Annotated in this window: 23 protein-coding genes; 13 read left to right on the top strand and 10 right to left on the bottom strand. The window is 65.0% G+C overall.

Annotation, left to right across the window (positions count from 1 at the left end):
* Positions 1-91 precede the first annotated feature (91 nt).
* From CAG41_RS12580 to CAG41_RS12590, 3 genes are all read right to left on the bottom strand, one after another.
* Complete coding sequence (locus CAG41_RS12580; protein ID WP_085707064.1) at positions 92-1036, bottom strand: ornithine cyclodeaminase family protein; 945 nt, start codon at positions 1034-1036, stop codon at positions 92-94.
* 124 nt (positions 1037-1160) lie between these two features.
* On the bottom strand, positions 1161-2612 hold the full coding sequence (gene rhlB, locus CAG41_RS12585) for an ATP-dependent RNA helicase RhlB (RefSeq protein ID WP_085578900.1): 1452 nt from the start codon (positions 2610-2612) through the stop codon (positions 1161-1163).
* 136 nt (positions 2613-2748) lie between these two features.
* A complete protein-coding gene (locus CAG41_RS12590) occupies positions 2749-3405 on the bottom strand; it encodes an alpha/beta hydrolase (RefSeq protein WP_085656227.1) in 657 nt (218 codons plus the stop codon).
* Between the two features lie 468 nt (positions 3406-3873).
* Here CAG41_RS12590 and CAG41_RS12595 point away from each other — a divergent pair, with 468 nt between their 5' ends.
* The 9 genes from CAG41_RS12595 (at position 3874) to CAG41_RS12635 (ending at position 12398) form a co-directional block, all read left to right on the top strand.
* Positions 3874-4905: an amino acid ABC transporter substrate-binding protein gene (locus CAG41_RS12595; protein ID WP_085578808.1), complete on the top strand. Its 1032-nt coding sequence runs from the start codon at positions 3874-3876 to the stop codon at positions 4903-4905.
* Between the two features lie 66 nt (positions 4906-4971).
* The gene (locus CAG41_RS12600; RefSeq protein ID WP_085578810.1) at positions 4972-6153 is read left to right on the top strand and encodes an amino acid ABC transporter permease; all 1182 of its coding nucleotides are present in this window, start codon (positions 4972-4974) and stop codon (positions 6151-6153) included.
* 10 nt (positions 6154-6163) lie between these two features.
* Positions 6164-7261: an amino acid ABC transporter permease gene (locus CAG41_RS12605; RefSeq protein ID WP_085707065.1), complete on the top strand. Its 1098-nt coding sequence runs from the start codon at positions 6164-6166 to the stop codon at positions 7259-7261.
* Positions 7262-7274: 13 nt separating this feature from the next.
* A complete protein-coding gene (locus CAG41_RS12610) occupies positions 7275-8039 on the top strand; it encodes an amino acid ABC transporter ATP-binding protein (RefSeq protein ID WP_085578814.1) in 765 nt (254 codons plus the stop codon).
* Positions 8040-8362: 323 nt separating this feature from the next.
* Positions 8363-9022, top strand: coding sequence for a FadR/GntR family transcriptional regulator (locus CAG41_RS12615; RefSeq protein ID WP_085631623.1), 660 nt, complete (start codon positions 8363-8365; stop codon positions 9020-9022).
* Complete coding sequence (locus tag CAG41_RS12620) at positions 9012-10316, top strand: CynX/NimT family MFS transporter (RefSeq protein ID WP_085578818.1); 1305 nt, start codon at positions 9012-9014, stop codon at positions 10314-10316. Before CAG41_RS12615 ends, CAG41_RS12620 begins: the two co-directional genes overlap by 11 nt.
* A 248-nt stretch (positions 10317-10564) precedes the next feature.
* Complete coding sequence (locus CAG41_RS12625) at positions 10565-11035, top strand: nuclear transport factor 2 family protein (protein WP_085578820.1); 471 nt, start codon at positions 10565-10567, stop codon at positions 11033-11035.
* A gap of 40 nt (positions 11036-11075) precedes the next feature.
* Positions 11076-11378 (top strand): GIY-YIG nuclease family protein, encoded by a 303-nt coding sequence (locus CAG41_RS12630; RefSeq protein WP_085631621.1) that lies wholly within the window; start codon positions 11076-11078, stop codon positions 11376-11378.
* Positions 11379-11462: 84 nt separating this feature from the next.
* Positions 11463-12398, top strand: a complete 936-nt coding sequence (locus CAG41_RS12635; RefSeq protein ID WP_085638518.1) for a glutathione S-transferase family protein — start codon at positions 11463-11465, stop codon at positions 12396-12398.
* 87 nt (positions 12399-12485) lie between these two features.
* Here CAG41_RS12635 and CAG41_RS12640 read toward each other — a convergent pair whose 3' ends face one another.
* Positions 12486-12836: a glutaredoxin family protein gene (locus tag CAG41_RS12640; RefSeq protein ID WP_085578826.1), complete on the bottom strand. Its 351-nt coding sequence runs from the start codon at positions 12834-12836 to the stop codon at positions 12486-12488.
* Positions 12836-13840 carry a nucleoid-associated protein YejK gene (gene yejK, locus CAG41_RS12645; protein WP_085578829.1) on the bottom strand — a complete coding sequence of 335 codons (1005 nt, stop codon included), beginning with the start codon at positions 13838-13840 and terminating at the stop codon, positions 12836-12838. The genes CAG41_RS12640 and yejK overlap by 1 nt, the downstream gene beginning before the upstream one ends.
* A gap of 396 nt (positions 13841-14236) precedes the next feature.
* Here yejK and CAG41_RS12650 point away from each other — a divergent pair, with 396 nt between their 5' ends.
* Complete coding sequence (locus CAG41_RS12650) at positions 14237-14518, top strand: HU family DNA-binding protein (RefSeq protein ID WP_003221909.1); 282 nt, start codon at positions 14237-14239, stop codon at positions 14516-14518.
* A gap of 71 nt (positions 14519-14589) precedes the next feature.
* On the opposite strand, the gene rlmF is transcribed toward CAG41_RS12650, so the two are convergent.
* The 5 genes from rlmF to CAG41_RS12675 form a co-directional block, all read right to left on the bottom strand.
* A complete protein-coding gene (gene rlmF / locus CAG41_RS12655; RefSeq protein ID WP_085638524.1) occupies positions 14590-15621 on the bottom strand; it encodes a 23S rRNA (adenine(1618)-N(6))-methyltransferase RlmF in 1032 nt (343 codons plus the stop codon).
* Positions 15622-15885: 264 nt separating this feature from the next.
* On the bottom strand, positions 15886-18732 hold the full coding sequence (locus CAG41_RS12660) for a valine--tRNA ligase (protein ID WP_085707066.1): 2847 nt from the start codon (positions 18730-18732) through the stop codon (positions 15886-15888).
* A 159-nt stretch (positions 18733-18891) separates the two neighbouring features.
* A complete protein-coding gene (locus tag CAG41_RS12665; protein ID WP_085707067.1) occupies positions 18892-19302 on the bottom strand; it encodes a DNA polymerase III subunit chi in 411 nt (136 codons plus the stop codon).
* 8 nt (positions 19303-19310) lie between these two features.
* Positions 19311-19739 (bottom strand): DNA polymerase III subunit chi, encoded by a 429-nt coding sequence (locus CAG41_RS12670; protein WP_085578837.1) that lies wholly within the window; start codon positions 19737-19739, stop codon positions 19311-19313.
* A gap of 60 nt (positions 19740-19799) precedes the next feature.
* Positions 19800-21290 carry a leucyl aminopeptidase gene (locus tag CAG41_RS12675; RefSeq protein ID WP_085707068.1) on the bottom strand — a complete coding sequence of 497 codons (1491 nt, stop codon included), beginning with the start codon at positions 21288-21290 and terminating at the stop codon, positions 19800-19802.
* A 310-nt stretch (positions 21291-21600) separates the two neighbouring features.
* Between CAG41_RS12675 and lptF the strand changes: the two genes are divergently transcribed.
* The 3 genes from lptF to lepA all read left to right on the top strand — a co-directional run bounded on the left by lptF (position 21601) and on the right by lepA (position 25745).
* Positions 21601-22722 (top strand): LPS export ABC transporter permease LptF, encoded by a 1122-nt coding sequence (gene lptF / locus CAG41_RS12680; RefSeq protein ID WP_085631613.1) that lies wholly within the window; start codon positions 21601-21603, stop codon positions 22720-22722.
* On the top strand, positions 22715-23776 hold the full coding sequence (gene lptG, locus CAG41_RS12685) for an LPS export ABC transporter permease LptG (RefSeq protein ID WP_085578843.1): 1062 nt from the start codon (positions 22715-22717) through the stop codon (positions 23774-23776). Before lptF ends, lptG begins: the two co-directional genes overlap by 8 nt.
* Before the next feature lie 172 nt (positions 23777-23948).
* Complete coding sequence (lepA, locus tag CAG41_RS12690) at positions 23949-25745, top strand: translation elongation factor 4 (protein WP_085578845.1); 1797 nt, start codon at positions 23949-23951, stop codon at positions 25743-25745.
* The last annotated feature ends 5 nt before the right edge of the window (positions 25746-25750 follow it).

The following is a 25750-nucleotide window of genomic DNA, read 5'->3' on the forward strand; positions in this document are numbered from 1 at the left end:
GCAATTATTGAAGGATGCCGAGAGCCCTGTGGGAGCCAGCCTGCTGGCGATGGCGGCGCAACCGCCGCATCGAAGCACAGGGATTGCGGTGTCAGGGATGCAGGCGATAAATCGCATTGGCCACGGCGATGTCCTCCAGCCCCAGGCCGATGGAGCGGAAGAACACGTGGCGCCCATAGTCGGGACGCTGCGCCTGGCCGCTGAGCAGGTCGGCCAGGTCGCCGACGATCCGGGTGCGGTCCCAGCCGTGCCGTTCGGCGGCGATCAGCATTTCGCCCGCCGAACCCGGTGTGGTCTGGCGATAGTCGCAGAACACCTGCATGTCGTTGAGGCTGTGCGGCGGCACCTCGTGGGCGCGGGGCGCGTTGGTGCTGATCGAGGTGATCAGCGCCGGCTTGCTCAGGCTGGCCGGATCGATCACAGGTCCTGCAGACGAGGTGCAGAGCAGGATCACGTCGGCCCCGGCGACGGCGGCTTCGCGGCTGTCGGCCACGGTCAGGCGCGGTTCCAGGGCCTTGAAGCGGGCGACGGTGTCTGGCTCTTCGGCGAGGCTCGGCGCGTACAGGCTGATGTGCTGCCAGTCGCGCAGCGTCTTGACGTATTCCAGATGCGCCTGGGCCACCTTGCCGCTGCCGATGATCGCCAGGCGCCGGGCGTCCGCCGGGGCCAGGGCGTCGACCGCCACGGCGGTGGTGGCGGCGGTGCGGGCGGTGGTCAGCTCACCGGCGTCGCACAGCAGCAGGGGCTGGCCGGTCTGCATCGACATCAGCAGCGTCCAGGCCGTCACCAGCGGGCCTTGTTCGCGGACGATGTACGGCGAAGTCTTGACCCCGTACACGCCGTCCTCGGCCAATACGCCCAGGTAGTTGATGAAATCCCCCGCGCCCTGGGGAAACTCCACCAGTTGCTGGGCCGGCTGCACCGCCTGCCCGGCGGCGAGGTCGCGGAACAGCTTGCGCATGATCTGCGGCACGTCGAGCCGGGCCAGCAGCGCGCGGGCCTGGGTTTGGTCGATCACATGGGGCGTGCAGGTCATGTCGGGCTCCGGGGATTGTTATTAAACTAATTTGTCCATTATGGACTTTTATATCTTGTCGGCAATCTCCGGGCGAAAAAAAAGGCGCAGTCCGTCGCCGGCTGCGCCTTTCTCATGGGGTCGCTCAGTGCGGCCGCTTGCGCTCGACCGCCCGCAGCAGGTGGGTCGGCGGCATTTCGCAGCTGATCTTGCGGCCCAGCAGCGCCTCGATGGACGGCAACTGGTAGGAGTCGTCCTCGCCGGCGAAGCTGATCGACACGCCGTCGGCGCCGGCCCGGCCGGTGCGGCCGATGCGGTGCACGTAGTCGTCCGGCACTTCCGGCAGGGTGAAGTTGATCACGTGGCTGATGCCGTCGATGTGGATGCCGCGGCCGGCCACGTCGGTGGCCACCAGCACGCGGATCTTGCCTTCGCGAAAGCCTTCCAGGGTCTTGATGCGCTTGTGCTGCGGCACGTCGCCGGACAGCTGGGCGGCGTTGACGCCGTCGCGCACCAGGCGTTCCTCGATGCGCCGCACTTCGTCCTTGCGGTTGGCGAACACCATCACCCGCTCCCAGCCGTTGTCGTTGACCAGGTTGTACAGCAGTTTGTACTTGTCGGCGCTGGCGACGGCATAGATGTGCTGTTCGACGTTGGCGTTGGCCACGTTCTCGGCTTCGATCTCGACGATGGCCGGGTCGGTGGTCCACTGCTTGGCCAGGTTCATCACGTCGTCGGTGAAGGTGGCGGAGAACAGCAGGGTCTGGCGCTCGCTCTTGGGCGGGGTCTGGCGGATGATCTGGCGCACCTGCGGGATGAAGCCCATGTCGAGCATGCGGTCGGCCTCGTCCAGCACCAGCACTTCGACCATGTCCAGGTGCACGTCGCCGCGCTGGTTGAAGTCCAGCAGGCGGCCCGGCGTGGCGACCAGGATGTCGCAGTGGCGCGCCTCGAGCTGCTTGAGCTGCTTGTCGAAGTCCATGCCGCCGACGAAGCTCATCACGTTCAGGCCGGTGTACTTGGTCAGGTCCTGGGCGTCCTTGGCGATCTGCACCACCAGTTCGCGGGTCGGGGCGATGATCAGCGCCCGCGGCTCGCCCATGTAGCGCTCTTTCGGCGGCGGGGTCTGCAGCAGCTGGGTGATGGTCGAGATCAGGAACGCGGCGGTCTTGCCGGTGCCGGTCTGGGCGCGGCCGATGGCGTCCTTGCCGGCGAGGGTGAAACCCAGCACCTGGGCCTGGATCGGCGTGCAGTAAGGGAAGCCCAGGTCCTGGATGGCGTGCATCAGTTCCGGGGCGAGCCTGAAGTCGTGGAAGCGGGTCTTGCCTTCCTGGGGTTCGACGACGAAGTCCTCGAGTTTCCAGGGGATCACCGGCGCCTTGGGCTTGGGTTCGCGGCGGGGCCTGGCCGGTTTAGGCTCAGGGCTTGGGGCCGGTTCGCCGGCCTTGGCCGCAGGGGCCTCAGGTTTCGGTTCGGGTTTGGCGGCCGCGGCGGGAGCGGGGCGGTCGGCCGGGCGGAGGTCGCCGCGGGGGCCGGAGGCGGGCGACGGTGCGCCGGCGGCAGGCGCGAGCTGCTCAGCCTCGCTTTTGCCGAACATTTTCTTGAGTGCTTTGAGCACGGTCGTCTCATCAATTGGTTAAGGAATGTACGCCGGCCAGTGTAATGCAAGAATCGGGCGCGGCGTAGTGGGGCGATCAAAGGGCCGCGGCGTGCGGCCGAAGTCGCGGAATCGATCAGCGCAGGCGTTCGCCCAGCCAGGTGCCGATGTCGCGGATTTCCTCGGGTAACACTTCGTGCTCCATTGGGTATTCCTGCCATGTCACGGTGACACCATGGGCCTTCAGGTACTCGTAGGCCGTGCGTCCCATCGCGTTCTGCACCACGTTGTCGAACTGGCCGTGCAGCGCCAGCACGGGCACGCGCTGCTGGCTGGCGGACAGCTCCAGTTCGTCGCTGAAGGTCGGTGCGTACGTCGAAAGCGCCAGCACGCCGCCCAACGGTCCCTGCCATTTCAGGAACGCGGTGTGATAGACCACCGCGCCCCCTTGGGAAAACCCGGCGAGGAAGATCCGCGAGGCGTCTATTCCGGAGGCCTTCTGCGATTCGATCAGTTCGATGACATGGTCGGCGGACGCTTCCAGCTGGTCGCGGTCGATGGCCCGGGCCGGGGTCATTGCCTTGATGTCGTACCAGCTGGGCATGGCATATCCGCCATTGATCGTCACGGCGCGGGTGGGCGCCTGGGGCAGGACGAAACGGGTGGTCAGCAGGGTTTCCTGCAGGGCCTCGGCCACCGGCAGGAAGTCGTAGCGGTCGGCGCCCAGGCCGTGCAGCCAGATCACGCAGGCGTCCGCGGTCTTTTCGGGCTGAAGAATCAAGGGCTCGGTCATGGCTGCTCCAATTGGGTGCGGGCGCGCTCATCGGGTGCGTGATCCGTGTGCGCGCCAGGGTTATCCGTTAAGAAGATGTCGCAAGGTTACAAGTTTTGCTATTGACCTGTCGCTCCATCGCCTCAAAGGGCGGTGTGGTACGGGCTTTGCTATGAGCTAGACGTGCAATCGTTCTCGGGCCCGGCGGTAACACTATCAGTGAACGCAAGGGGGCGGGACAGTAAAGAATCCGGTGATGGATGTTCGCCAGAGGCCGCTACGGGCTTAGCGAACGTGAAAGGGCTACAGCCCGTTCGGCCGACTGGTGAGACGTGAGGTTGTCCATTATGTGGATTTTCTCCTACTAGACTCATAGCTAAGGTCCTACGTCGGTTGACCCCACAAAAAGCCAACACGGGTCAACAACGCCTCAAAAGGGTGCGACAAGACTCAAGCTCCGACACAACAAGAGCAAAACTGGAGGTTTGAATGAAGATGTTGAAAACCACTCTGGCGGTCGTGACTGCTGCGACAGTCCTCGGCGTCAGCGGGTTCGCTCAGGCGGGTGCAACCCTGGATGCGGTGCAGAAGAAAGGCTTCGTGCAGTGCGGCGTCAGCGACGGCCTGCCGGGCTTCTCCGTACCGGACTCCACCGGCAAGATCATCGGCATCGACGCCGACGTCTGCCGCGCGGTGGCCGCGGCCGTGTTCGGCGATGCGAACAAGGTCAAGTTCAGCCAGTTGAACGCCAAGGAACGCTTCACTGCGCTGCAGTCTGGCGAAATCGACATCCTGTCGCGCAACACCACCATGACCAGCTCCCGTGACGCGGGCATGGGCCTGAAATTCCCGGGCTTCATCACCTACTACGACGGCGTGGGCTTCCTGGCCAACAACAAGCTGGGCGTGAAGAGCGCCAAGGAACTGGACGGCGCCACCATCTGCATCCAGGCGGGCACCACCACCGAGCTGAACGTGTCCGACTACTTCCGCGCCAACGGCCTGAAGTACACCCCGATCACCTTCGACACCTCCGACGAAAGCGCCAAGTCGCTGGAATCCGGCCGTTGCGACGTACTGACCTCCGACAAGTCCCAGCTGTTCGCCCAGCGCAGCAAGCTGGCTTCGCCGAAGGACTACGTGGTGCTGCCGGAAACCATCTCCAAGGAGCCTCTGGGCCCGGTCGTGCGCAACGGCGACGACGAGTGGCTGGCGATCGTGCGTTGGGTCGGCTATGCGCTGCTCAACACCGAAGAGGCCGGCGTCACTTCGAAAAACGTGCTGGAAGAAGCCAAGTCCACCAAGAACCCGGACGTCGCCCGCCTGCTGGGTGCCGACGGCGAGTACGGCAAGGACCTGAAGCTGCCTAAGGATTGGGTCGTCAAGATCGTTTCCCAGGTCGGCAACTACGGTGAGATCTTCGAGAAAAACCTCGGCAAGAGCACCCCGCTGGAAATCGACCGTGGCCTGAATGCGCTGTGGAACGCCGGCGGCATTCAGTACGCACCACCGGTGCGCTAATGGTTCTGTCACCCGGCGGGCCAACCGCCGGGTGACGTTCTGTTTCAGTTTTTTCCGGGGCACTTCATGCAAAATTCAATCGGCGCACCAAAGCAGAGGCTCAGCCTCAGCGATCCACGAGTGCGTGCGTGGCTGTTTCAGATCATCACCGTAGTGGCGGTGGTCTCGATGGGCTGGTACCTGTTCGACAACACCCAGACCAACCTTCAACACCGGGGCATCACCTCCGGTTTCGACTTTCTCGAGCGCAGCGCCGGTTTCGGCATCGCTCAGCACCTGATCTCCTACACCGAAGCGGACAGTTACGCACGGGTGTTCGTGATCGGCCTGCTCAACACCCTGTTGGTGACCTTCATCGGCGTGATCCTGGCGACCCTGCTGGGCTTCATCATCGGTGTGGCGCGGCTGTCGCCGAACTGGATCATCAGCAAACTGGCGACCGTGTATGTGGAAACCTTCCGCAACATCCCGCCGCTGCTGCAGATCCTGTTCTGGTACTTCGCGGTGTTCCTGACCATGCCGGGGCCGCGCAACAGCCACAACTTCGGCGACACCTTCTTCGTCAGCAGCCGGGGCCTGAACATGCCGGCGGCGCAGATCGCCGACGGCTTCTGGCCGTTCGCGGTCAGCATCGTGGTGGCCATCGTCGCCATCGTGTTCATGAGCCGCTGGGCCACCAAGCGCTTCGAGGAAACCGGCGAGCCGTTCCACAAGTTCTGGGTCGGCCTGGCCCTGTTCCTGGTGATCCCTGCGCTGTGCACGCTGGTCTTCGGCGCTCCGCTGCACTGGGAGATGCCGCAGCTCAAGGGCTTCAACTTCGTCGGCGGCTGGGTGCTGATCCCTGAACTGCTGGCGCTGACCCTGGCCCTGACCGTGTACACCGCGGCGTTCATCGCCGAGATCGTGCGCTCGGGGATCAAGTCGGTCAGCCACGGCCAGACCGAAGCGGCCCGTTCGCTGGGCCTGCGCAACGGCCCGACCCTGCGCAAGGTGATCATTCCCCAGGCGCTGCGGGTGATCATCCCGCCGCTGACCAGCCAATACCTGAACCTGGCGAAGAACTCGTCCCTGGCGGCCGGCATCGGCTACCCGGAAATGGTTTCGCTGTTCGCCGGCACCGTCCTCAACCAGACCGGCCAGGCCATCGAGGTGATCGCCATCACCATGAGCGTGTACCTGGCGATCAGCATCAGCATTTCCCTGCTGATGAACTGGTACAACAAGCGCATTGCGCTGATCGAGCGGTAAGGAAAAGCGCATGAGCACTCATACCTTCAAACCTGACATGCCCCCGCCGAGCAGCAGCATCGGCGTGGTGGCGTGGATGCGCGCCAACATGTTCTCCAGCTGGCTCAACACCCTGCTGACCCTGTTCGCGTTCTACCTGATCTACCTCGTGGTGCCGCCGCTGATCAACTGGGCGATCCTGGACGCCAACTGGGTCGGCACCACCCGCGCCGACTGCACCAAGGAAGGCGCCTGCTGGGTGTTCATCCAGCAGCGCTTCGGCCAGTTCATGTACGGTTACTACCCGGCCGACCTGCGCTGGCGCGTGGACCTGACCGTGTGGCTGGCGGTCATCGGCGTCGCGCCGCTGTTCATCTCGCGCTTCCCGCGCAAGGCGATCTACGGCCTGAGCTTCCTGGTCGTCTACCCGATCATCGCCTGGTGCCTGCTGCACGGCGGCGTGTTCGGCCTGACCTCCGTCGCCACCAGCCAGTGGGGCGGCCTGATGCTGACCCTGGTGATCGCCACCGTCGGCATCGCCGGCGCGCTGCCGCTGGGGATCCTCCTGGCGCTGGGCCGGCGTTCCAACTTGCCGGCGATCCGTGTGGTCTGCGTGACCTTCATCGAGTTCTGGCGCGGCGTGCCGCTGATCACGGTGCTGTTCATGTCCTCGGTGATGCTGCCGCTGTTCCTGCCTGAAGGCATGAACTTCGACAAGCTGCTGCGGGCGCTGATCGGCGTGATCCTGTTCCAGTCGGCCTACGTGGCCGAGGTGGTGCGGGGCGGCCTGCAGGCGATCCCCAAGGGCCAGTACGAAGCCGCGGCCGCGATGGGCCTGGGCTACTGGCGCGCGATGGGCCTGGTGATCCTGCCGCAGGCCCTGAAGCTGGTGATCCCCGGCATCGTCAACACCTTCATCGCTTTGTTCAAGGACACCAGCCTTGTGATCATCATCGGCCTCTTCGACCTGCTCAACAGCGTCAAGCAGGCCGCCGCCGATCCGAAATGGCTGGGCATGGCCACCGAAGGCTACGTGTTCGCCGCCCTGGTGTTCTGGATTTTCTGTTTTGGCATGTCGCGCTATTCCATGCATTTGGAACGCAAGCTCGACACCGGCCACAAGCGTTAGGAGTTCTGTGTAAATGAGCGAAGCAATCAAGAAGCCTGCGGGCGCCGAAGGCATCATCCAGATGCAGGGCGTGAACAAGTGGTACGGCCAGTTCCACGTGCTCAAGGACATCAACCTCAACGTGCGGCAGGGCGAGCGCATCGTGCTGTGCGGCCCGTCCGGTTCGGGCAAGTCCACCACCATCCGCTGCCTCAACCGTCTGGAAGAGCACCAGCAGGGCCGCATCGTCGTCGACGGCACGGAACTGACCAACGACCTCAAGCAGATCGAAGCGATCCGCCGCGAAGTCGGCATGGTGTTCCAGCACTTCAACCTGTTCCCGCACCTGACCATCCTGCAGAACTGCACGCTGGCGCCGATGTGGGTGCGCAAGATGCCCAAGCGCAAGGCCGAGGAAATCGCCATGCACTACCTGGAGCGCGTGCGCATTCCGGAGCAGGCGAACAAGTACCCGGGGCAGCTGTCCGGCGGCCAGCAGCAGCGTGTGGCGATCGCCCGCGCCCTGTGCATGAAGCCGAAGATCATGCTGTTCGACGAACCGACCTCGGCCCTCGACCCGGAAATGGTCAAGGAAGTGCTCGACACCATGATCGGCCTGGCCGAAGACGGCATGACCATGCTCTGCGTGACCCACGAAATGGGCTTCGCCCGCACCGTGGCCAACCGGGTGATCTTCATGGACAAGGGCGAAATCGTCGAACAGGCCGCGCCGAACGACTTCTTCGACAACCCGCAGAACGACCGCACCAAGCTGTTCCTCAGCCAGATCCTGCACTGATCGACGGCTGGCGGTGAAATGAACCCGGACCTGTTCCGGGTTTATTTTTGCCCGATGTTTGTGGAAGCCAGCCTGCTGGCGATGGCAGTGGGGCAGGCGCCGGGGTGTCGGATGTACCGGCCTCATTGTGGGCAAGCCCGCTCCCACAGGGAATTGCGGTGCTGGCAGACTCTCTGTTCACCGTAAAAAACTGTGGGAGCCAGCCTGCTGGCGATGGCGTCGGTGAGGGCACCACCGGGCTGGATCAAGGGTTGTCCTCTCGGAGACGGTTCATTACCATGTCCGAAAAATTCATCCGATGATTGGATGACAGGGCGAATTCCATGTCAGACACCTCTCCATTGATCAAGCGTTCCCTGGTCGACCAGGCCGTGGATCAATTGCGCCAGCGCATCAACGACGGCGTGTGGACGGTGGGCCAGCGCCTGCCGACCGAACCTGAGCTGTGCGCCGAGCTGGGCATCAGCCGCAACACGGTGCGCGAGGCCATGCGCGTGCTGGCGTTCTCCGGGCTGATCGAGATCCGCCAAGGCGACGGCAGCTACCTGCGGGCGGCGGTCGATCCGCTGGACGCGCTCAAGGCGCTGTCGCGCTGCTCCCTGGATCAGGCCCGGGAAACCCGGCACATCCTGGAAGTCGAGGCCATCGGCCTGGCGGCCCTGCGCCGCACCGACGAAGACCTGGCGGCCCTGCGCGAGGCGCTCGGCGTCAGCGGCTGCCACTACCACGGCGACCTGGACACCTACATCGCCTGCGACCTGGTGTTCCACCGCCGTCTGGTGGACGCCGCGCACAACCCCACCCTCAGCGAGCTGTACCGCTATTTCTCCAGCATTGTCGGCGCGCAGCTGCGCCAGACCCTGAACATCGTCCCGCGCCGCCAGGAAGTGTTCGACCTGCACATCGCCTTGCTCGATGCCGTCGAACAGCGCGACCCGGAACGGGCCAAAGCCTTGTCGAGGCAGTTGATCAATGAACCTTGAAACCGAGAAGCCCATGTCCCGCAGCGAGTTGTCCACACCCTCCAAACGCACGGCCGAGCTCGAAGAGCTGCTGATCGACGCCGAAGCCGATGACGCGCAGGTGCAGCAGAGCCATCCGCTGGTGCGTCGTCCGTGGCTGTTGCTGCTGGGGCTGATCCTGGTGGCGCTGAACCTGCGCCCGGCGCTGTCGAGCATGGCGCCGCTGCTGGGCGAGGTGTCGAAAAGCCTCGGCCTGTCAGCGGCCCAGGCCGGGCTGCTGACCACCTTGCCGGTGCTGTGCCTGGGGCTGTTCGCCCCGCTGGCGCCGGTGCTGGCCCGGAGGTTCGGCGCCGAGCGGGTGGTGCTGGGGATCCTGCTGACCCTGGCCTGCGGCATCATCCTGCGGAGCAACTTCGGTGCCGTCGGCCTGTTCACCGGCAGCGTGCTGGGCGGCGCCAGCATCGGCATCATCGGCGTGCTGCTGCCGGGCATCGTCAAGCGCGACTTCGCCAAGCACGCCGGCACCATGACCGGCGTGTACACCATGGCGCTGTGCCTGGGGGCGGCGATGGCGGCGGGCTCGACCGTGCCGCTGAGCCAGCACTTCGGCGACAGCTGGGCGCTGGGGCTGGGCATCTGGGTGGTGCCGGCGCTGGCGGCGGCGCTGTTCTGGCTGCCGCAGGTGGGGCAGAAGCAGGGGGCGCACCACGTCGCCTACCGGGTGCGCGGCCTGCTGCGCGATCCGCTGGCCTGGCAGGTGACCCTCTACATGGGCCTGCAATCGTCGCTGGCCTACATCGTGTTCGGCTGGCTGCCGTCGATCCTGATCGGCCGCGGCCTGACGCCGACCCAGGCCGGCCTGGTGCTGTCCGGTTCGGTGATCATCCAGCTCGCCAGCTCCCTGGCCGCGCCGTGGCTGGCCACCCGCGGCAAGGATCAGCGCCTGGCGATCGTGGTGGTGATGGCGTTGACCCTCGGCGGCCTGTTCGGCTGCCTCTATGCGCCGATCGAAGGCCTCTGGGGCTGGGCGATCCTGCTGGGCCTGGGGCAGGGCGGCACGTTCAGCCTGGCGCTGACGCTGATCGTGCTGCGCTCGCGCGATTCTCACGTGGCGGCCAACCTGTCGAGCATGTCCCAGGGCTTCGGCTACACCCTGGCGTCGATGGGGCCGTTCGCGGTCGGCGTGGTGCATGACTGGACCGGTGGCTGGAACGCGGTGGGCTGGATCTTCGGCATCGTCGGCGCGGGCGCCATCCTCGCCGGTCTCGGTGCCGGGCGGGCGCTGTATGTGCAGGTGCAGAGCGAGAAGGTCTGAACCCTGGGGCCGGCGGCGTCTTCGCGGACGCCATCGCCGGCAGGCCGGCTCCCACCGTTCCCGCCGCGCCGCAAGCCCCTGTAGGAGCGAGCCTGCTCGCGATGACGGGGGGCAGGCTGCCGGCTTCATCGCCAGCAGGCTCGCTCCTGCAGGTGTTTTGCCAGTATTCGGCGTGCGAATGCCGATAGTGTTTCGACCGTTTGCGGATTATCGTGCTGGCATTGTGTCCTTAAGCATGGAGTTTGCCCGTGAGTGAAGCCAACAGCGCCGTGATCACCCGTTTCTACCAGGCCTTCCAGCGCCTCGACGCCGAGGCCATGGCCGCCTGCTACACCGACGACGTGGTGTTCAGCGATCCGGCCTTCGGCGAACTGCGCGGGCGCGACGCCGGCGACATGTGGCGCATGCTCACCACCCGCGCCAAGGATTTCTCCCTGACCTTCGACAACGTCCGCGCCGACGAGCGCAGCGGCGGCGCCCACTGGGTGGCGACCTACCTGTTCAGCCAGACCGGCAACACGGTGGTCAACGACATCCAGGCGCGTTTCGTGTTCCGCGACGGCAAGATCTGCGAGCACCACGACCGTTTCGACCTGTGGCGCTGGTCGCGCCAGGCCTTGGGCTTCAAGGGCCTGCTGCTGGGCTGGACGCCGCTGGTGGCCAACGCCGTGCGCGCGCAGGCGCTCAAAGGGCTGAAGGCATTCCAGGCCGGCCGCTGATAAGATCGCGGGCTGTTTCCCACACGCCTGCGACCGCCCCGTGACCACCTTGAGCGAAAACCCTGTCGACACCGATGCGCCTGCGGCCAAGGCCTGGTTCGTCTACCTCGTCCGCGCGGCCAACGGTTCGCTGTACTGCGGGATCAGCGACGATCCCGTGCGCCGCTTCGCCAAGCACCAGAGCGGCAAGGGCGCGCGGTTCTTCCTGTCCAGCCCGGCGATGGCGCTGGTCTACACCGAGCGCTGCCGGGACAAGGGCGATGCGCTGCGCCAGGAGCGGCTGATCAAGAAACTCAGGAAAAGCGCCAAGGAATGCCTGGTGGCGTCTTATCAATCTGACTGATCGGTTCCCGTCGCCCGCATCCGTAGGCTGCCATCCAAATGCAGGCTAAGCTGCGGATTCACCTACTGTGCGGCGGAGCCGAGCATGTCCGAGTTGATCCTTCACCATTACCCCGCGTCCCCATTCGCCGAAAAGGCCCGGCTGCTCTTGGGTTTCAAGGGATTGTCCTGGCGTTCGGTGCACATCTCGCCGGTGATGCCCAAGCCGGACCTGACCGCGCTCACCGGCGGCTACCGCAAGACGCCGGTGCTGCAGGTCGGTGCGGACATCTATTGCGACACCGCCCTGATCGCCCGGCGCCTGGAGCAGGAAAAGGCCTTGCCGGCGTTTTTCCCCGAGGGGCAGGAAATGGTCGTCGCCGGGTTCGCCGCGTGGGCCGATTCGGTGGTGTTTCCGCATGCGGTCAGCCTGGTGTTCCAGCCGGAGTCGGTGGCGGCGCGCTTCGGCAAGTTGCCGCCGGAGGCGATCAAGGCGTTCATGGCCGACCGGGCCGGGCTGTTCAGCGGCGGCAGCGCGGCGAGGCTGCCTGCCGAGCAGGCCAAGCATCAGTGGCCGACCCTCATGGCGCGCCTGGAGCAGCAATTGCAGCGCGAGCAGGGCGACTTCCTGTTCGGCGAACCGTCGGTAGCGGACTTCGCCCTGGCGCATCCGCTGTGGTTCCTCAAGGCTACGCATGTGACGGCGCCGCTGGTGGACGCCTATCCGGCTGTGGCCGCATGGTTGGGGCGGGTGCTGGGCTTCGGTCACGGCGCGGCGAGCGAGATGAGCGCCGACGAGGCGCTGGAGGTCGCGCGCAATGCGACGCCGGCTGCGTTGCCGGATGAGGCGTTCGCCGATCCGAACGGATTCGTGGCCGGACAGCGGGTGGCGATTGCCGCGACGGATTACGGGGTGGATCCGGTGGAAGGGGAGTTGGTGTCCGCCGGCCTCGAAGAACTGATCCTGCGCCGCGAAGACGCACGGGCCGGGGTGGTGCATGTGCACTTTCCGCGGTTGGGGTTCCGCATCGAGGCCCGCTGAGGTTCCCGGTGCGGGAGCGGCTGCCTTGACCGCCCTGAGGCGCCTCGGCTGACGTCATCGCCAGCAGGCTGGCTCCCACCTGTCTGTCTACTTCAGGGCGGCGAGGATTTCGTCCGGGTCGAAGCCGCGGATCAGCGTGCCGTTGACGTCGATCAGCGGAATCCCGCGCCCGCCCAAGGCTTCATAGGCCTTGCGCGCCTCGGCGTCCTTCTCGATGTCGAACTCCGTGAACGCAATGCCCTTGCCGTCGAGAAAACGTTTGGTCTGCTTGCAGTAGCCGCACCAGTCGGTGGAATAGAGCACGACCCGGGCGTTGGCGCGAACCTGCTCCGGGAGCATCTGCGACGGGTTGAACACCCGCTCGATCTTGCCCCAGTTCTGGTAGGCCACGACCACCAGCAGCACCAGCAGGACTTTCTTCAGCACATTGCCGAGCATCAGTTGCGCCGCTTCAACTGATCGGTGAGCGAGGTCGGCAGGCCCTTGATCACCAGGGTGCCCGCTTCTTCGTCGTACTCGATCTTGGAGCCCAGCAGGTGCGCCTCGAAGCTGATCGACAGGCCTTCGGCGCGGCCGGTGAAGCGGCGGAACTGGTTGAGGGTGCGCTTGTCCGCCGGGATCTCCGGCGACAGGCCGTAGTCCTTGTTGCGGATGTGGTCGTAGAACGCCTTCGGACGGTCTTCGTCGATCAGCTCCGAGAGTTCCTCAAGGCCCACCGGCTCGCCGAGCTTGGCCTGGCTGCTGGCGTAGTCCACCAGGGCCTTGGTCTTCTCGCGGGCGGAGTCTTCGGGCAGGTCTTCGCTTTCGACGAAGTCGCTGAAGGCCTTGAGCAGGGTGCGGGTCTCGCCCGGGCCGTCGACGCCTTCCTGGCAGCCGATGAAGTCGCGGAAGTATTCCGACACCTTCTTGCCGTTCTTGCCCTTGATGAACGAGATGTACTGCTTGGACTGCTTGTTGTTTTGCCACTCGGAGACGTTGATCCGCGCCGCCAGGTGCAATTGGCCCAGGTCGAGGTGGCGCGAGGGGGTCACGTCCAGCTCGTCGGTCACCGCCACGCCTTCGCTGTGGTGCAGCAGGGCGATGGCCAGGTAGTCGGTCATGCCTTGCTGGTAGTGGGCGAACAGCACGTGGCCGCCCACCGACAGGTTGGATTCTTCCATCAGCTTCTGCAGGTGCTCCACCGCCACCCGGCTGAATGCGGTGAAGTCCTGGCCGCCGTCGAGGTACTCCTTCAGCCAGCCGCTGAACGGAAACGCCCCGGACTCCGGATGGAACAGACCCCAGGCCTTGCCTTGCTTGGCGTTGTAGCTTTCGTTGAGGTCGGCGAGCATGTTCTCGATGGCCGCGGACTCCGCCAGTTCGGAGTCGCGGGCATGCAGGACCGCGGGGGTGCCGTCGGGTTTTTTGTCGATCAGGTGGACGATGCAGTGACGGATCGGCATGGGCTTCTCGGCTGTTGGAGGGGAGGCGGGCGGGCGCCCCCGAAAAAGCGCCCAGTGTACCCCAACCGCCGCTTTTGGCGCGGGGTGCAGGGTAAATCCGGGCCATCGGACGGCCCTTATGCATTTTTTTACCGATTTAGCGCAATAAACCTGACCATTTGGCTAGCTAGAGGCGGATATTTCCTTGTCTCTGTGCTAGTTTTGCCCGGTCTTTCGCGAAGTCACCGCGACAAGCATGCATTCAGCTTTTGTCAGGTCGAACCAAACCTTGATTTCGGCATCTATAACCCCGACTCGTCGTGGTTATCGCCGAGGGTGCCGGATCCAGAAGATCGGGCTCGATGGCTGACACTGCACTCTGCAATCCATATGAATTTGATAGGGAAGGAACACCAAATGGCTCTTACTAAAGACCAACTGATCGCCGACATCGCCGAAGCTATCGACGCGCCGAAAACCACCGCGCGCAACGCTCTGGACCAGCTGGGCCAAATCGTTGCCGATCAGCTGGAAAACGGCGGCGAAATCACCTTGCCAGGCATCGGCAAGCTGAAAGTGACCGAGCGTCCTGCCCGTACCGGCCGTAACCCGTCGACTGGCGCAGCCATCGAAATCCCTGCCAAGAAAGTGATCAAGCTGGTTGTGGCCAAAGGCCTGACCGACGCTGTGAACAAGTAAGACGCAGCGATAAAAAAAACCGTGCGCCGGAGCGATCCGGGCACGGTTTTTTTGTGGGCGGCGCAAAAGCGCTAGTGCGCCGGGGCCTGGCTCCAGCGCGCCCGGCGCCAGGCCTGATGCTGCTCATGGGTCAGGAACGTCCAGGCGACGAAGCGGCTCTGCTTCTGCCCCTGGCCCATTTCCACCACCCGGCTTTGCAGGGCGCCGGCCTTGTTCAGCGCCGCTTGCACCGCCGGCAGGTTCGACGCCTTCGACACCAGCGTGCTGAACCACAGGACCTGCTGCGCCACCTGGGCGCTCTCGCTGATCAGTTGGGTGACGAAACGCGCCTCGCCGCCCTCGCACCACAGTTCCGCCGCCTGGCCGCCGAAGTTCAGCACCGGCAGTTTGCGCTTCGGATCGGCCTTGCCCAGCGCCCGCCATTTGCGCGAGCTGCCGCGGGTGGCTTCCTCGATGGAGGCGTGGAAGGGCGGGTTGCACATCGTCAGCTCGAAGCGTTCGTCGGCCGCCAGCAGGCCCGCCAGGATGTGCTTCGCGTTGGCCTGCGGGCGGACCTGGATCGCCTTGGCCAGGCCATTGGCCTGGATGATCGCCCGGGCAGCGCCGAGGGCGGTGGCGTTGATGTCCGAGCCGGTGAAGTGCCAGCGATAGTCGCTGTGGCCGATCAGCGGATAAATGCAGTTGGCGCCCACGCCCACGTCCAGCACCTTCACCGAGGCGCCGCGGGGGATGGTGCCGTCATTGCCTTCGGCCAGCAGGTCGGCGAGGAAATGCACGTAGTCGGCGCGCCCCGGCACCGGCGGGCAGAGGAAATCGGCGGGAATGTCCCAATGGGCGATGCCGTAGAACGACTTGAGCAGCGCCCGGTTGAACACCCGCACCGCGTCGGGGCTGGCGAAGTCGATGCTTTCCTTGCCGTACGGGTTGATGATCACGAACTTCGCCAGCTCCGGCGTGCTTTTGATCAGCGCCGGAAAGTCGTAGCGGCCCTGATGGCGGTTGCGCGGGTGCAGGCTGGCCTTTTCCTTGGGCGCGCCGTTGGCGGCCGGTGGCTTGGCTTCAGGCTTCTTGCGCGCTGGCTTGGGTGGACGTGGAGCGGTCATGGGCGAAATCGATTCGGATAAGGCTGAAAGTGGTGGGCATTGTCCCATATCCGGAGGGTGTGAACCCAATCCCGAGGCAACACAAATCCTCTGTGGGAGCGGGCTTGCCCGCGAAGAGGGAGTGTCAGTCACGCAGTTGATGGCTGACACACCGCATTCGCGGGCAAGCCCGCTCCCACAGGGATATTCATTGGCAGTCAGATAACGAGCAGGCGAAAAAAAGGGAGGCCGTTGCGGGCCTCCCTTTTTCGGTGCGGTCTGCCGTTACAGGCTGGCGATCCGCGCGTGCTGCTCGGCCAGCTTGCCCAGGGCCTGTTCGGCCTCGGCCAGCTTGGCGCGTTCCTTCTCGATGACTTCGGCCGGGGCCTTGTCGACGAAACCGGCGTTGGACAGCTTGCCGCCCACGCGCTGGACTTCGCCTTGCAGGCGCAGGATTTCCTTGTCCAGGCGCGCCAGTTCAGCGTCCTTGTCGATCAGGCCGGCCATCGGCACCAGCACTTCCATCTCGCCCACCAGCGCGGTGGCGGACAGCGGCGCCTCTTCGCCTTCGGCCAGCACGGTGATCGATTCCAGGCGCGCCAGCTTCTTGAGCAGCGCTTCGTTCTCGATCAGGCGGCGCCGGTCTTCGGCGCTGACGTTCTTCAGGTAGATCGGCAGCGGCTTGCCCGGGCCGATGTTCATCTCGCCGCGGATGTTGCGGGTGCCGAGCATCAGGCCCTTGAGCCATTCGATGTCGTCTTCGGCCGCCGCATCGATGCGCGCTTCGTTGGCCACCGGCCAAGCCTGCAGCATGATGGTCTTGCCCTGGATGCCGGCCAGCGGCGCGATGCGCTGCCAGATCTCTTCAGTGATGAACGGCATGAACGGGTGGGCCAGGCGCAGGGCCACTTCCAGCACGCGCACCAGGGTGCGACGGGTGCCGCGCTGACGCTCGACCGGCGCGTTCTCGTCCCACAGCACAGGCTTGGACAGCTCCAGGTACCAGTCGCAGTACTGGTTCCAGATGAACTCGTACAGCGCTTGCGCCGCGAGGTCGAAACGGAACTGGTCCAGCTGGCGGGTCACTTCGGCCTCGGTGCGCTGCAGCTGCGAGATGATCCAGCGGTCGGCCAGCGACAGTTCGTAGGCTTCGCCGTTCTGGCCGCAGTCTTCGCCCTTGTCCAGCACGTAGCGTGCGGCGTTCCAGATCTTGTTGCAGAAGTTGCGGTAGCCTTCGACGCGGCCCATGTCGAACTTGATGTCGCGGCCGGTGGAGGCCAGCGAGCAGAAGGTGAAGCGCAGGGCGTCGGTGCCGTAGCTGGCGATGCCGTCGGCGAACTCGTCGCGGGTCTGCTTCTCGATCTTCTTGGCGAGCTTGGGCTGCATCATGCCGGAGGTGCGCTTCTGCACCAGGGCTTCGAGCTCGATGCCGTCGATGATGTCCAGAGGATCCAGGACGTTGCCCTTGGACTTGGACATCTTCTGGCCCTGGCCGTCACGCACCAGGCCGTGCACGTACACGGTCTTGAACGGGACCTGCGGCGTGCCGTCCTCGTTCTTGATCAGGTGCATCGTCAGCATGATCATCCGGGCGACCCAGAAGAAGATGATGTCGAAGCCGGTGACCAGCACGTCGGTGGAGTGGAATTTCTTCAGGAACTCGGTCTTCTCCGGCCAGCCCAGGGTGGAGAACGTCCACAGGCCCGAGCTGAACCAGGTGTCCAGCACGTCGTTGTCCTGCTGCAGCGCGACGTCGGCGCCCAGGTTGTGCTTGGCGCGGACCTCGGCTTCGTCGCGGCCCACGTAGACCTTGCCCGACTCGTCGTACCAGGCCGGGATCCGGTGGCCCCACCACAGCTGACGGCTGATGCACCAGTCCTGGATGTCGCGCATCCACGAGAAGTACATGTTTTCGTACTGCTTGGGCACGAACTGGATGCGGCCGTCTTCCACGGCGGCGATCGCCGGCTCGGCCAGAGGCTTGGTGGAGACGTACCACTGGTCGGTCAGCCACGGCTCGATGACGGTGCCGGAGCGGTCGCCCTTCGGCACTTTCAGGTTGTGGTCGTCGACGCTGACCAGCAGGCCGGCGGCGTCGAACGCGGCGACGATCTGCTTGCGCGCCTCGAAGCGCTCAAGGCCCACGTATTCGGCCGGGATCTTGCCGTCGACGGTCTCGTTCAGGGTGCCGTCGAGGTTGAACGCCTGGGCTGCCGGCAGCACGTGGGCGTTCTTGTCGAAGATGTTGAGCAGCGGCAGGTTGTGGCGCTTGCCGACTTCGTAGTCGTTGAAGTCGTGGGCCGGGGTGATCTTCACGCAGCCGGTGCCGAACTCGGGGTCGCAGTAGTCGTCGGCGATGATCGGGATGCGGCGGCCGACCAGCGGCAGCTCGACGAACTTGCCGATCAGGGCCTTGTAGCGCTCGTCGTTCGGGTTCACGGCCACGGCGGAGTCGCCGAGCATGGTTTCCGGACGGGTGGTGGCGACGATCAGGAAGTCATTGCCTTCAGCGGTCTTCGCCCCGTCGGCCAGCGGGTATTTCAGGTTCCACAGGAAGCCTTTCTCGTCGTGGTTCTCCACTTCGAGGTCGGAGATCGCCGTGTGCAGCTTGGTGTCCCAGTTGACCAGGCGCTTGCCGCGGTAGATCAGGCCGTCTTCGTGCAGGCGCACGAACGCTTCCTTGACCGCTTCCGAGAGGCCGTCATCCATGGTGAAGCGCTCGCGGCTCCAGTCCACGGACGAGCCCAGGCGGCGGATCTGCCGGCTGATGTTGCCGCCGGACTGCTCCTTCCATTCCCAGACCTTCTCCAGGAATTTCTCGCGGCCCAGGTCGTGGCGGTTCTGGCCGGTGGCTTCGAGCTGACGCTCCACCAGCATCTGGGTGGCGATGCCCGCGTGGTCGGTGCCCGGTTGCCACAGGGTGTTGCGGCCCTGCATGCGGCGGAAACGGATCAGGGCGTCCATGATCGCGTTGTTGAAGCCATGACCCATGTGCAGGCTGCCGGTGACGTTCGGCGGCGGGATCATGATGGTGTAGGAGTCGCCCGCGCCTTGCGGGGCGAAGTAGTTCTCGGACTCCCAGGTGTTGTACCAGGAAGTTTCAATGGCGTGCGGCTGGTAGGTCTTATCCATGCGCGGCGGGACCCTATTGGCATTTATTCAGGAAAAGCCGGGAAGTATAGCGGGGCGAGGGGCGCAGGGCGAGCGGGGCCGGGGAGCGGCGGGGCAAAATGTAGGAGCGGGTCTGCCGGCGATGCTATCGCCAGCAGGCTGGCTCCCACAGGGTGGCGGTCATTCGTACTGGTTGAGCAGCCGTTCCATCCGCGCCTCGAGGCGGCGCTTGATTTCGGTTTCGATGTGCGGGGCGAAGTCGTCGATCACGTCCTGCATGATCAGCTGCGCGGCGGCGCGCAGTTCGCTGTCCAGGTGCAGCAGGGCGTCCGGCCCCTTGGCGGCGGGGGCGGCCGGAGCAGCGGGCGCTGGGGTTGGCGCCGGAGCCGGCGTTGGAGCGGGTGGCGGCTCGATGGCTTCAGGCGCAGGGGCCACGGCCTCGAACAGCATCGGAATCTGTTCCTGTGCGCCTTCGGTGACCGTCTCGGTCAGCAGCGGCGGCTGCAGGTTGTCGTCGCCGAGCAACTGACGGATCGACTCCAGGTCGTCCAGCAGGTGCGCAGGCTTTTGCAGCGGTTTTGGAGTGTCCATCGGCGTACTCAGAGTCGCTGTAAACGGTGGTCTTGCAGAGGATAGCCCTGTTCGCGGTAGAAGCGGAAACTCTCCCGCGCGGCCTGGCGGATCGCCGGATCCTCCACCACCACTTCCGCCACGCGGGCGAAGCGGGCGGCGAAGGCCGGGACTTTCAGGTCCAGGTTGACGAGCAAGTCCTGGTGTTGGCCGCAGTCGTCGCCCAGCCCCAGCACGATCGCGCCGTCCGGTTCGCTGTCGGCGGGGCCGTGGGGCACGAAGGTTTCGCCCTTGAACGCCCAGAGGCGCGCGTCGAGGTCATCGCGCTGGGCGGCATCGCTGCAATGCAGGTAGATGCGGTGGCCCATGCGCCAGGCCTTTTCGGTGAGCTTGCAGGCGAAGTCCAGGCGGGCCGAGGGATCGGCGCTGGGCAGGATATAGAAGTCGACTTTGGTCATTGCGGTTCCTGAGCGCAGGGCGGCGTCCCGGTGCAGGGACGCCGCTTTGCGTCATCGGTTTCAGGCCTTGGCGCGGTCCAGCAGGTACTGGGTCAGCAGAGGCACCGGACGGCCGGTGGCGCCCTTGTCCTTGCCGCCGCTGGTCCAGGCGGTGCCGGCAATGTCCAGGTGCGCCCAGTTCAGGTTCTTGGTGAAGCGCGACAGGAAGCACGCGGCGGTGATGGTGCCGGCCTTCGGCCCGCCGATGTTGGCGATGTCGGCGAACGGGCTGTCCAACTGCTCCTGGTACTCGTCGAACAGCGGCAGTTGCCAGGCGCGGTCGTCGGCGGCCTGGCCGGCGCTCAGCAGTTGCCCGATCAACTCGTCGTTGTTGCCCAAGAGGCCCGAGGTGTGGGCGCCGAGGGCGACCACGCAGGCGCCGGTCAGGGTGGCGATGTCGATCACCGCCTGCGGCTTGAAGCGCTCGGCGTAGGTGAGGGCGTCGCACAGCACCAGGCGGCCTTCGGCGTCGGTGTTGAGGATCTCCACGGTCTGGCCGCTCATGGTGGTGACGATGTCGCCCGGACGCGAGGCGGTGCCGCTCGGCATGTTCTCGGCGCAGGCCAGGATGCACACCAGGTTGATCGGCAGCTTGAGCTCAAGCACGGCGCGCAGGGTGCCGAACACGCTGGCGGCGCCGCCCATGTCGAACTTCATCTCGTCCATGCCGGCGCCCGGCTTCAGGCTGATGCCGCCGGTGTCGAAGGTGATGCCCTTGCCCACCAGCGCATACGGCTTCTCGGACTTCTTGCCGCCGTTGTACTGCATGACGATCAGGCGCGGCGGCTGGGCGCTGCCCTGGCCGACGGCGTAGAACGAGCCCATGCCCAGCGCCTTGATCTTCTTCTCGTCGAGGACTTCGACTTTCAGGTCCTTGAACTCCTTGCCCAGGCTCTTGGCCTGTTCGCCCATGTACACCGGGTGGCAGACGTTCGGCGGCAGGTTGCCCAGGGTGCGGGTGAACGCCATGCCGTTGGCGATCGCGGTGGCGTGGTTCACGGCGCGCTGCACTTCGGCCTGGGCGGCCTTGATGGTCAGCAGGGTGATTTTCTTGAGTGCGCGCGGCTCGGCCTTCTGGCTCTTGAACTGGTCGAAGGTGTAGCCGCCGTCGATCAGGGTCTCGGCCAGCAGGCGGGTCTTGCCGTAGCTGTCACGGCCCTTGACGATGATTTCGTCCAGCGCCAGCGCGGCGTCGCTGCCGCCCAGGCCCTTGAGGGTGTTGAGGATGCCGGCGACGGTCTTGCGGAACGGGCGGTCGCCCAGTTCTTCGTCCTTGCCCACGCCCACCAGCAGCACGCGCTCGGCCTTCAGGTTCGGCAGGCTGTGCAGCAGCAGGCTCTGGCCGACCTTGCCGGCCAGGTCGCCGCGCTTGAGGACGGCGCTGATGGCGCCGCCGCTCAGTTCGTCGACCTGCCGGGCGGCGACGCCGAGTTTGCGGCCTTCGCCGACGGCAACCACCAGGGTGGCGGTTTTCAACGTTTCCGGGCTAACGCTTTTTACAACCAGTTCCATGTCTGGATCCCTGAATGAATGGTCAACATGCAGGCGTCCGGCGATGTCCGCAGCCGCCTGCCTTTCGGATAGAAAGGGCGCAGGCCTGTGCCTGCGGCGAAGGCGGCAGTTTGAACCTCGCTCCCTTCGCCTGACAACCCTCGGCGGACGCAATCTTCAACCGATTGCGCGCTTGCGTGAGTGCGCGCAGTGACAGGCGCGCCCAATCACAGGATAATGCCGCATCTTTTTTCGGCGGCTCTGCCTGGCGGGCCGCCCGATACGTTCGCTTGTTCGGCCGCCTTAGCCTGACAACCCTGGAGTGTCTGGTTTGATCGTCTTCCGTTATCTGTCCCGCGAAGTCCTGTTGACCCTGAGTGCGGTGAGCGCCGTGCTGCTGGTCATCATCATGAGCGGGCGCTTCATCAAATACCTTGCCCAGGCCGCCGCCGGCCAGCTCGATCCGGGATCGCTGTTCCTGATCATGGGCTTCCGCCTGCCGGGCTTTTTGCAGCTGATCCTGCCGCTGGGCCTGTTCCTGGGGATCCTGCTGGCCTACGGCCGGCTGTACCTGGAAAGCGAAATGACCGTGCTGTCGGCCACCGGCATGAGCCAGCAGCGCCTGCTGCGCATGACCCTGTTCCCGGCGGCGCTGGTGGCGCTGGTGGTCGCATGGCTGAGCCTGAGCCTGGCTCCCCAGGGCGCCAACCAGTTCCAGCTGCTGCTGAACAAGCAGGACGCCCTGACCGAGTTCGACACCCTTGAGCCGGGCCGCTTCCAGGCGTTGCGCGACGGCACCCGGGTGACCTACACCGAAACCCTGAGCGACGACCGGGTCAACCTCGGCAGCGTGTTCATCTCGCAGAAGAACCTCGGCGCCAACCAGAAGGACCGCGGGATTTCCGTGCTGGTGGCCGAAAAGGGCCGTCAGGAAATCCGCCCGGACGGCAACCGCTACCTGATCCTCGACAACGGCTACCGCTACGACGGCAGCCCGGGCCAGGCCGACTACCGCGCCATCCACTACGAAACCTACGGCGTGCTGCTGCCCAAGCCCGACGTCAGCGAAGAGGTCACCGACCGTGACGCGATGCCGACCTCGAGCCTGCTGGGCAGCGACGACATCCGTTCGCGCACCGAACTGCAATGGCGCCTGTCGCTGCCGCTGCTGGTGTTCATAGTCACCCTGATGGCGGTGCCGCTGTCGCGGGTCAACCCGCGTCAAGGGCGTTTCCTCAAGCTGCTGCCGGCGATCCTCCTTTATATGGCTTACCTGACCATCCTGATCGCCGCCCGCGGCGCCCTCGAAAAAGGCAAGATCCCGCCGGCCCTCGGCCTGTGGTGGGTGCATGCCATCTTCCTGATCATCGGCCTCGGCCTGCTGTACTGGGAGCCGCTGCGCCTGAAGCTGGCCAGCCGCCGCGCCGCTGCGCTGGAGGTGGCCCGTGGTTAAGCTCGACCGCTACATCGGCAGCAGCGTGTTCATCGCGATCATCGCGGTGCTGGCGATCATCCTCGGCCTGGCCACCCTGTTCGCGTTCATCGATGAGATGAGCGACGTCACCGACACCTACACCTTGGTCGACGTGCTCAGCTTCGTGCTGCTGACCGCACCGCGCCGGCTCTACGACATGCTGCCGATGGCGGCGCTGATCGGCTGCCTGATCGGTCTGGGCAGCCTGGCCAGCAGCAGCGAGCTGACCGTGATGCGGGCGGCGGGCGTGTCCATCGGGCGCATCGTCTGGGCGGTCATGAAGCCGATGCTGGTGCTGATGCTGGCCGGCGTGCTGATCGGCGAGTACGTCGCGCCGGCCACCGAAAGCATGGCCCAGGCCAACCGCTCCCTGGCCCAGGGCAGCGGCGACGCGCAGAGCGCCAAGCACGGCATGTGGCACCGTCAGGGGGATGAGTTCATCCACATCAACGCCGTGCAGCCGAACGGTCTGCTGTATGGCGTGACGCGCTACCACTTCGACAAGGAGCGCCACCTGCTCAGCTCCAGCTTCGCCAAGCGTGCGGATTTCGACGGCGACCACTGGCAGCTCACCGACGTGACCACCACGCTGTTCCACGAGCGCAGCACCGAAGTCGTCAACACGCCGACCGAACGCTGGGACGTGTCCCTGAGCCCGCAACTGCTGAGCACCGTGGTCATGGCGCCGGAATCGCTGTCGATCTCCGGCCTGTGGGGCTACATCCACTACCTGGCCGAGCAGGGGCTGAGCAACGGCCGTTACTGGCTGGCGTTCTGGGTCAAGGTCTTGCAGCCGCTGGTCACCGCCGCGCTGGTGCTGATGGCGATCTCGTTCATTTTCGGCCCGCTGCGTTCGGTGACCCTCGGTCAGCGGGTGTTCACCGGCGTGCTGGTGGGCTTCACCTTCCGCATCGTGCAGGACCTGCTGGGCCCGTCGAGCCTGGTGTTCGGTTTCTCGCCGCTGTTCGCGGTGCTGGTGCCGGCGGGCGTGTGTGCCCTGGCGGGCGTCTGGCTGCTGCGTCGGGCCGGTTGATGAACGAGGTTTCATCCGCGCTTTAGCCAAGAGGACGCCCCGGTCGACAGACCGGGGCGTTTTTGCATGCAATCGGGGTGACAGGCGAACGTGACGCTTGCGCCGTGTATCAGGTACAATTCCCGGCTATTTTTCGGCGGGCCAAGCCTGCAGCCTTTTTGAGTGTTGATCCGTGAGTGATTTGAGTCATATCCGCAATTTCTCCATCATCGCCCACATTGACCATGGCAAGTCGACGCTGGCCGATCGTTTCATCCAGATGTGCGGCGGCCTGGCCGACCGCGAAATGGAAGCCCAGGTGCTGGATTCCATGGATCTGGAGCGTGAGCGCGGGATCACCATCAAGGCCCACAGCGTCACCCTGTACTACAAGGCCAAAGACGGCGTCACCTATCAGCTGAACTTCATCGACACCCCGGGCCACGTCGACTTCACCTACGAAGTCAGCCGTTCCCTGGCGGCCTGCGAAGGCGCGCTGCTGGTGGTCGACGCCGGCCAAGGCGTCGAGGCCCAGTCCGTGGCCAACTGCTACACCGCCATCGAGCAGGGCCTGGAGGTCATGCCGGTCCTGAACAAGATCGACCTGCCGCAGGCCGAGCCTGAGCGCGTGAAGGACGAGATCGAGAAGATCATCGGCATCGACGCCACCGACGCCGTCACCTGCAGCGCCAAGACCGGCCTGGGCGTCGACGACGTGCTCGAACGCCTGGTGAACACCATCCCTGCGCCGACCGGTGAGATCGACGCGCCGCTGCAGGCGCTGATCATCGACTCCTGGTTCGACAACTACCTGGGCGTCGTCTCCCTGGTGCGCGTGCGTCACGGCCGCGTGAAGAAGGGCGACAAGATCCTGGTGAAATCCACCGGCAAGGTGCATCTGGTCGACAGCGTCGGCGTGTTCAACCCGAAACACACCGCCACTGCGGATCTGAAGGCCGGCGAAGTGGGCTTCATCATCGCCAGCATCAAGGACATCCACGGTGCCCCGGTCGGCGACACCCTGACCCTCAGCTCGACCCCGGACGTCGAAGTGCTGCCGGGCTTCAAGCGCATCCAGCCGCAGGTCTACGCCGGTCTGTTCCCGGTCAGCTCCGACGATTTCGAGGATTTCCGCGAAGCGCTGCAGAAGCTGACCCTCAACGACTCGTCGCTGCAGTACACCCCGGAAAGCTCCGACGCCCTGGGCTTCGGCTTCCGTTGCGGCTTCCTCGGCATGCTGCACATGGAGATCATCCAGGAGCGCCTGGAGCGCGAATACGACCTGGACCTGATCACCACGGCGCCGACGGTGATCTTCGAGCTGGTGCTCAAGACCGGCGAAACGATCTACGTCGACAACCCGTCGAAGCTGCCGGACGTCTCGGCCATCGAAGACATGCGCGAGCCGATCGTGCGGGCCAACATCCTGGTGCCGCAGGAGCACCTGGGCAACGTCATCACCCTGTGCATCGAAAAGCGCGGCGTGCAGGTCGACATGCTGTTCCTCGGCAACCAGGTGCAAGTGACCTACGACCTGCCGATGAACGAAGTGGTGCTCGACTTCTTCGACCGCCTGAAATCCACCAGCCGCGGCTATGCTTCGCTGGACTACCATTTCGATCGTTACCAATCGGCTAATCTGGTGAAGCTGGACGTGCTGATCAACGGCGACAAGGTCGACGCCCTGGCGCTGATCGTGCACCGTGACAATTCGCACTTCAAAGGTCGCCAGTTGACCGAGAAGATGAAAGAGCTGATCCCGCGGCAGATGTTCGACGTGGCCATCCAGGCCGCCATTGGCGGCCAGATCGTTGCCCGGACAACCGTCAAGGCACTCAGGAAGAACGTATTGGCCAAATGCTACGGCGGTGACGTGAGCCGTAAGAAGAAGCTGCTGGAGAAGCAGAAGGCCGGTAAGAAACGCATGAAACAGGTCGGCAACGTGGAGATTCCGCAGGATGCCTTCCTCGCCGTGCTCAGGTTGGAATAATCAGG

This window comes from Pseudomonas sp. B35(2017) (assembly GCF_002113645.1).
GTDB classification, from domain to species: Bacteria; Pseudomonadota; Gammaproteobacteria; order Pseudomonadales; family Pseudomonadaceae; genus Aquipseudomonas; species Aquipseudomonas ekonensis.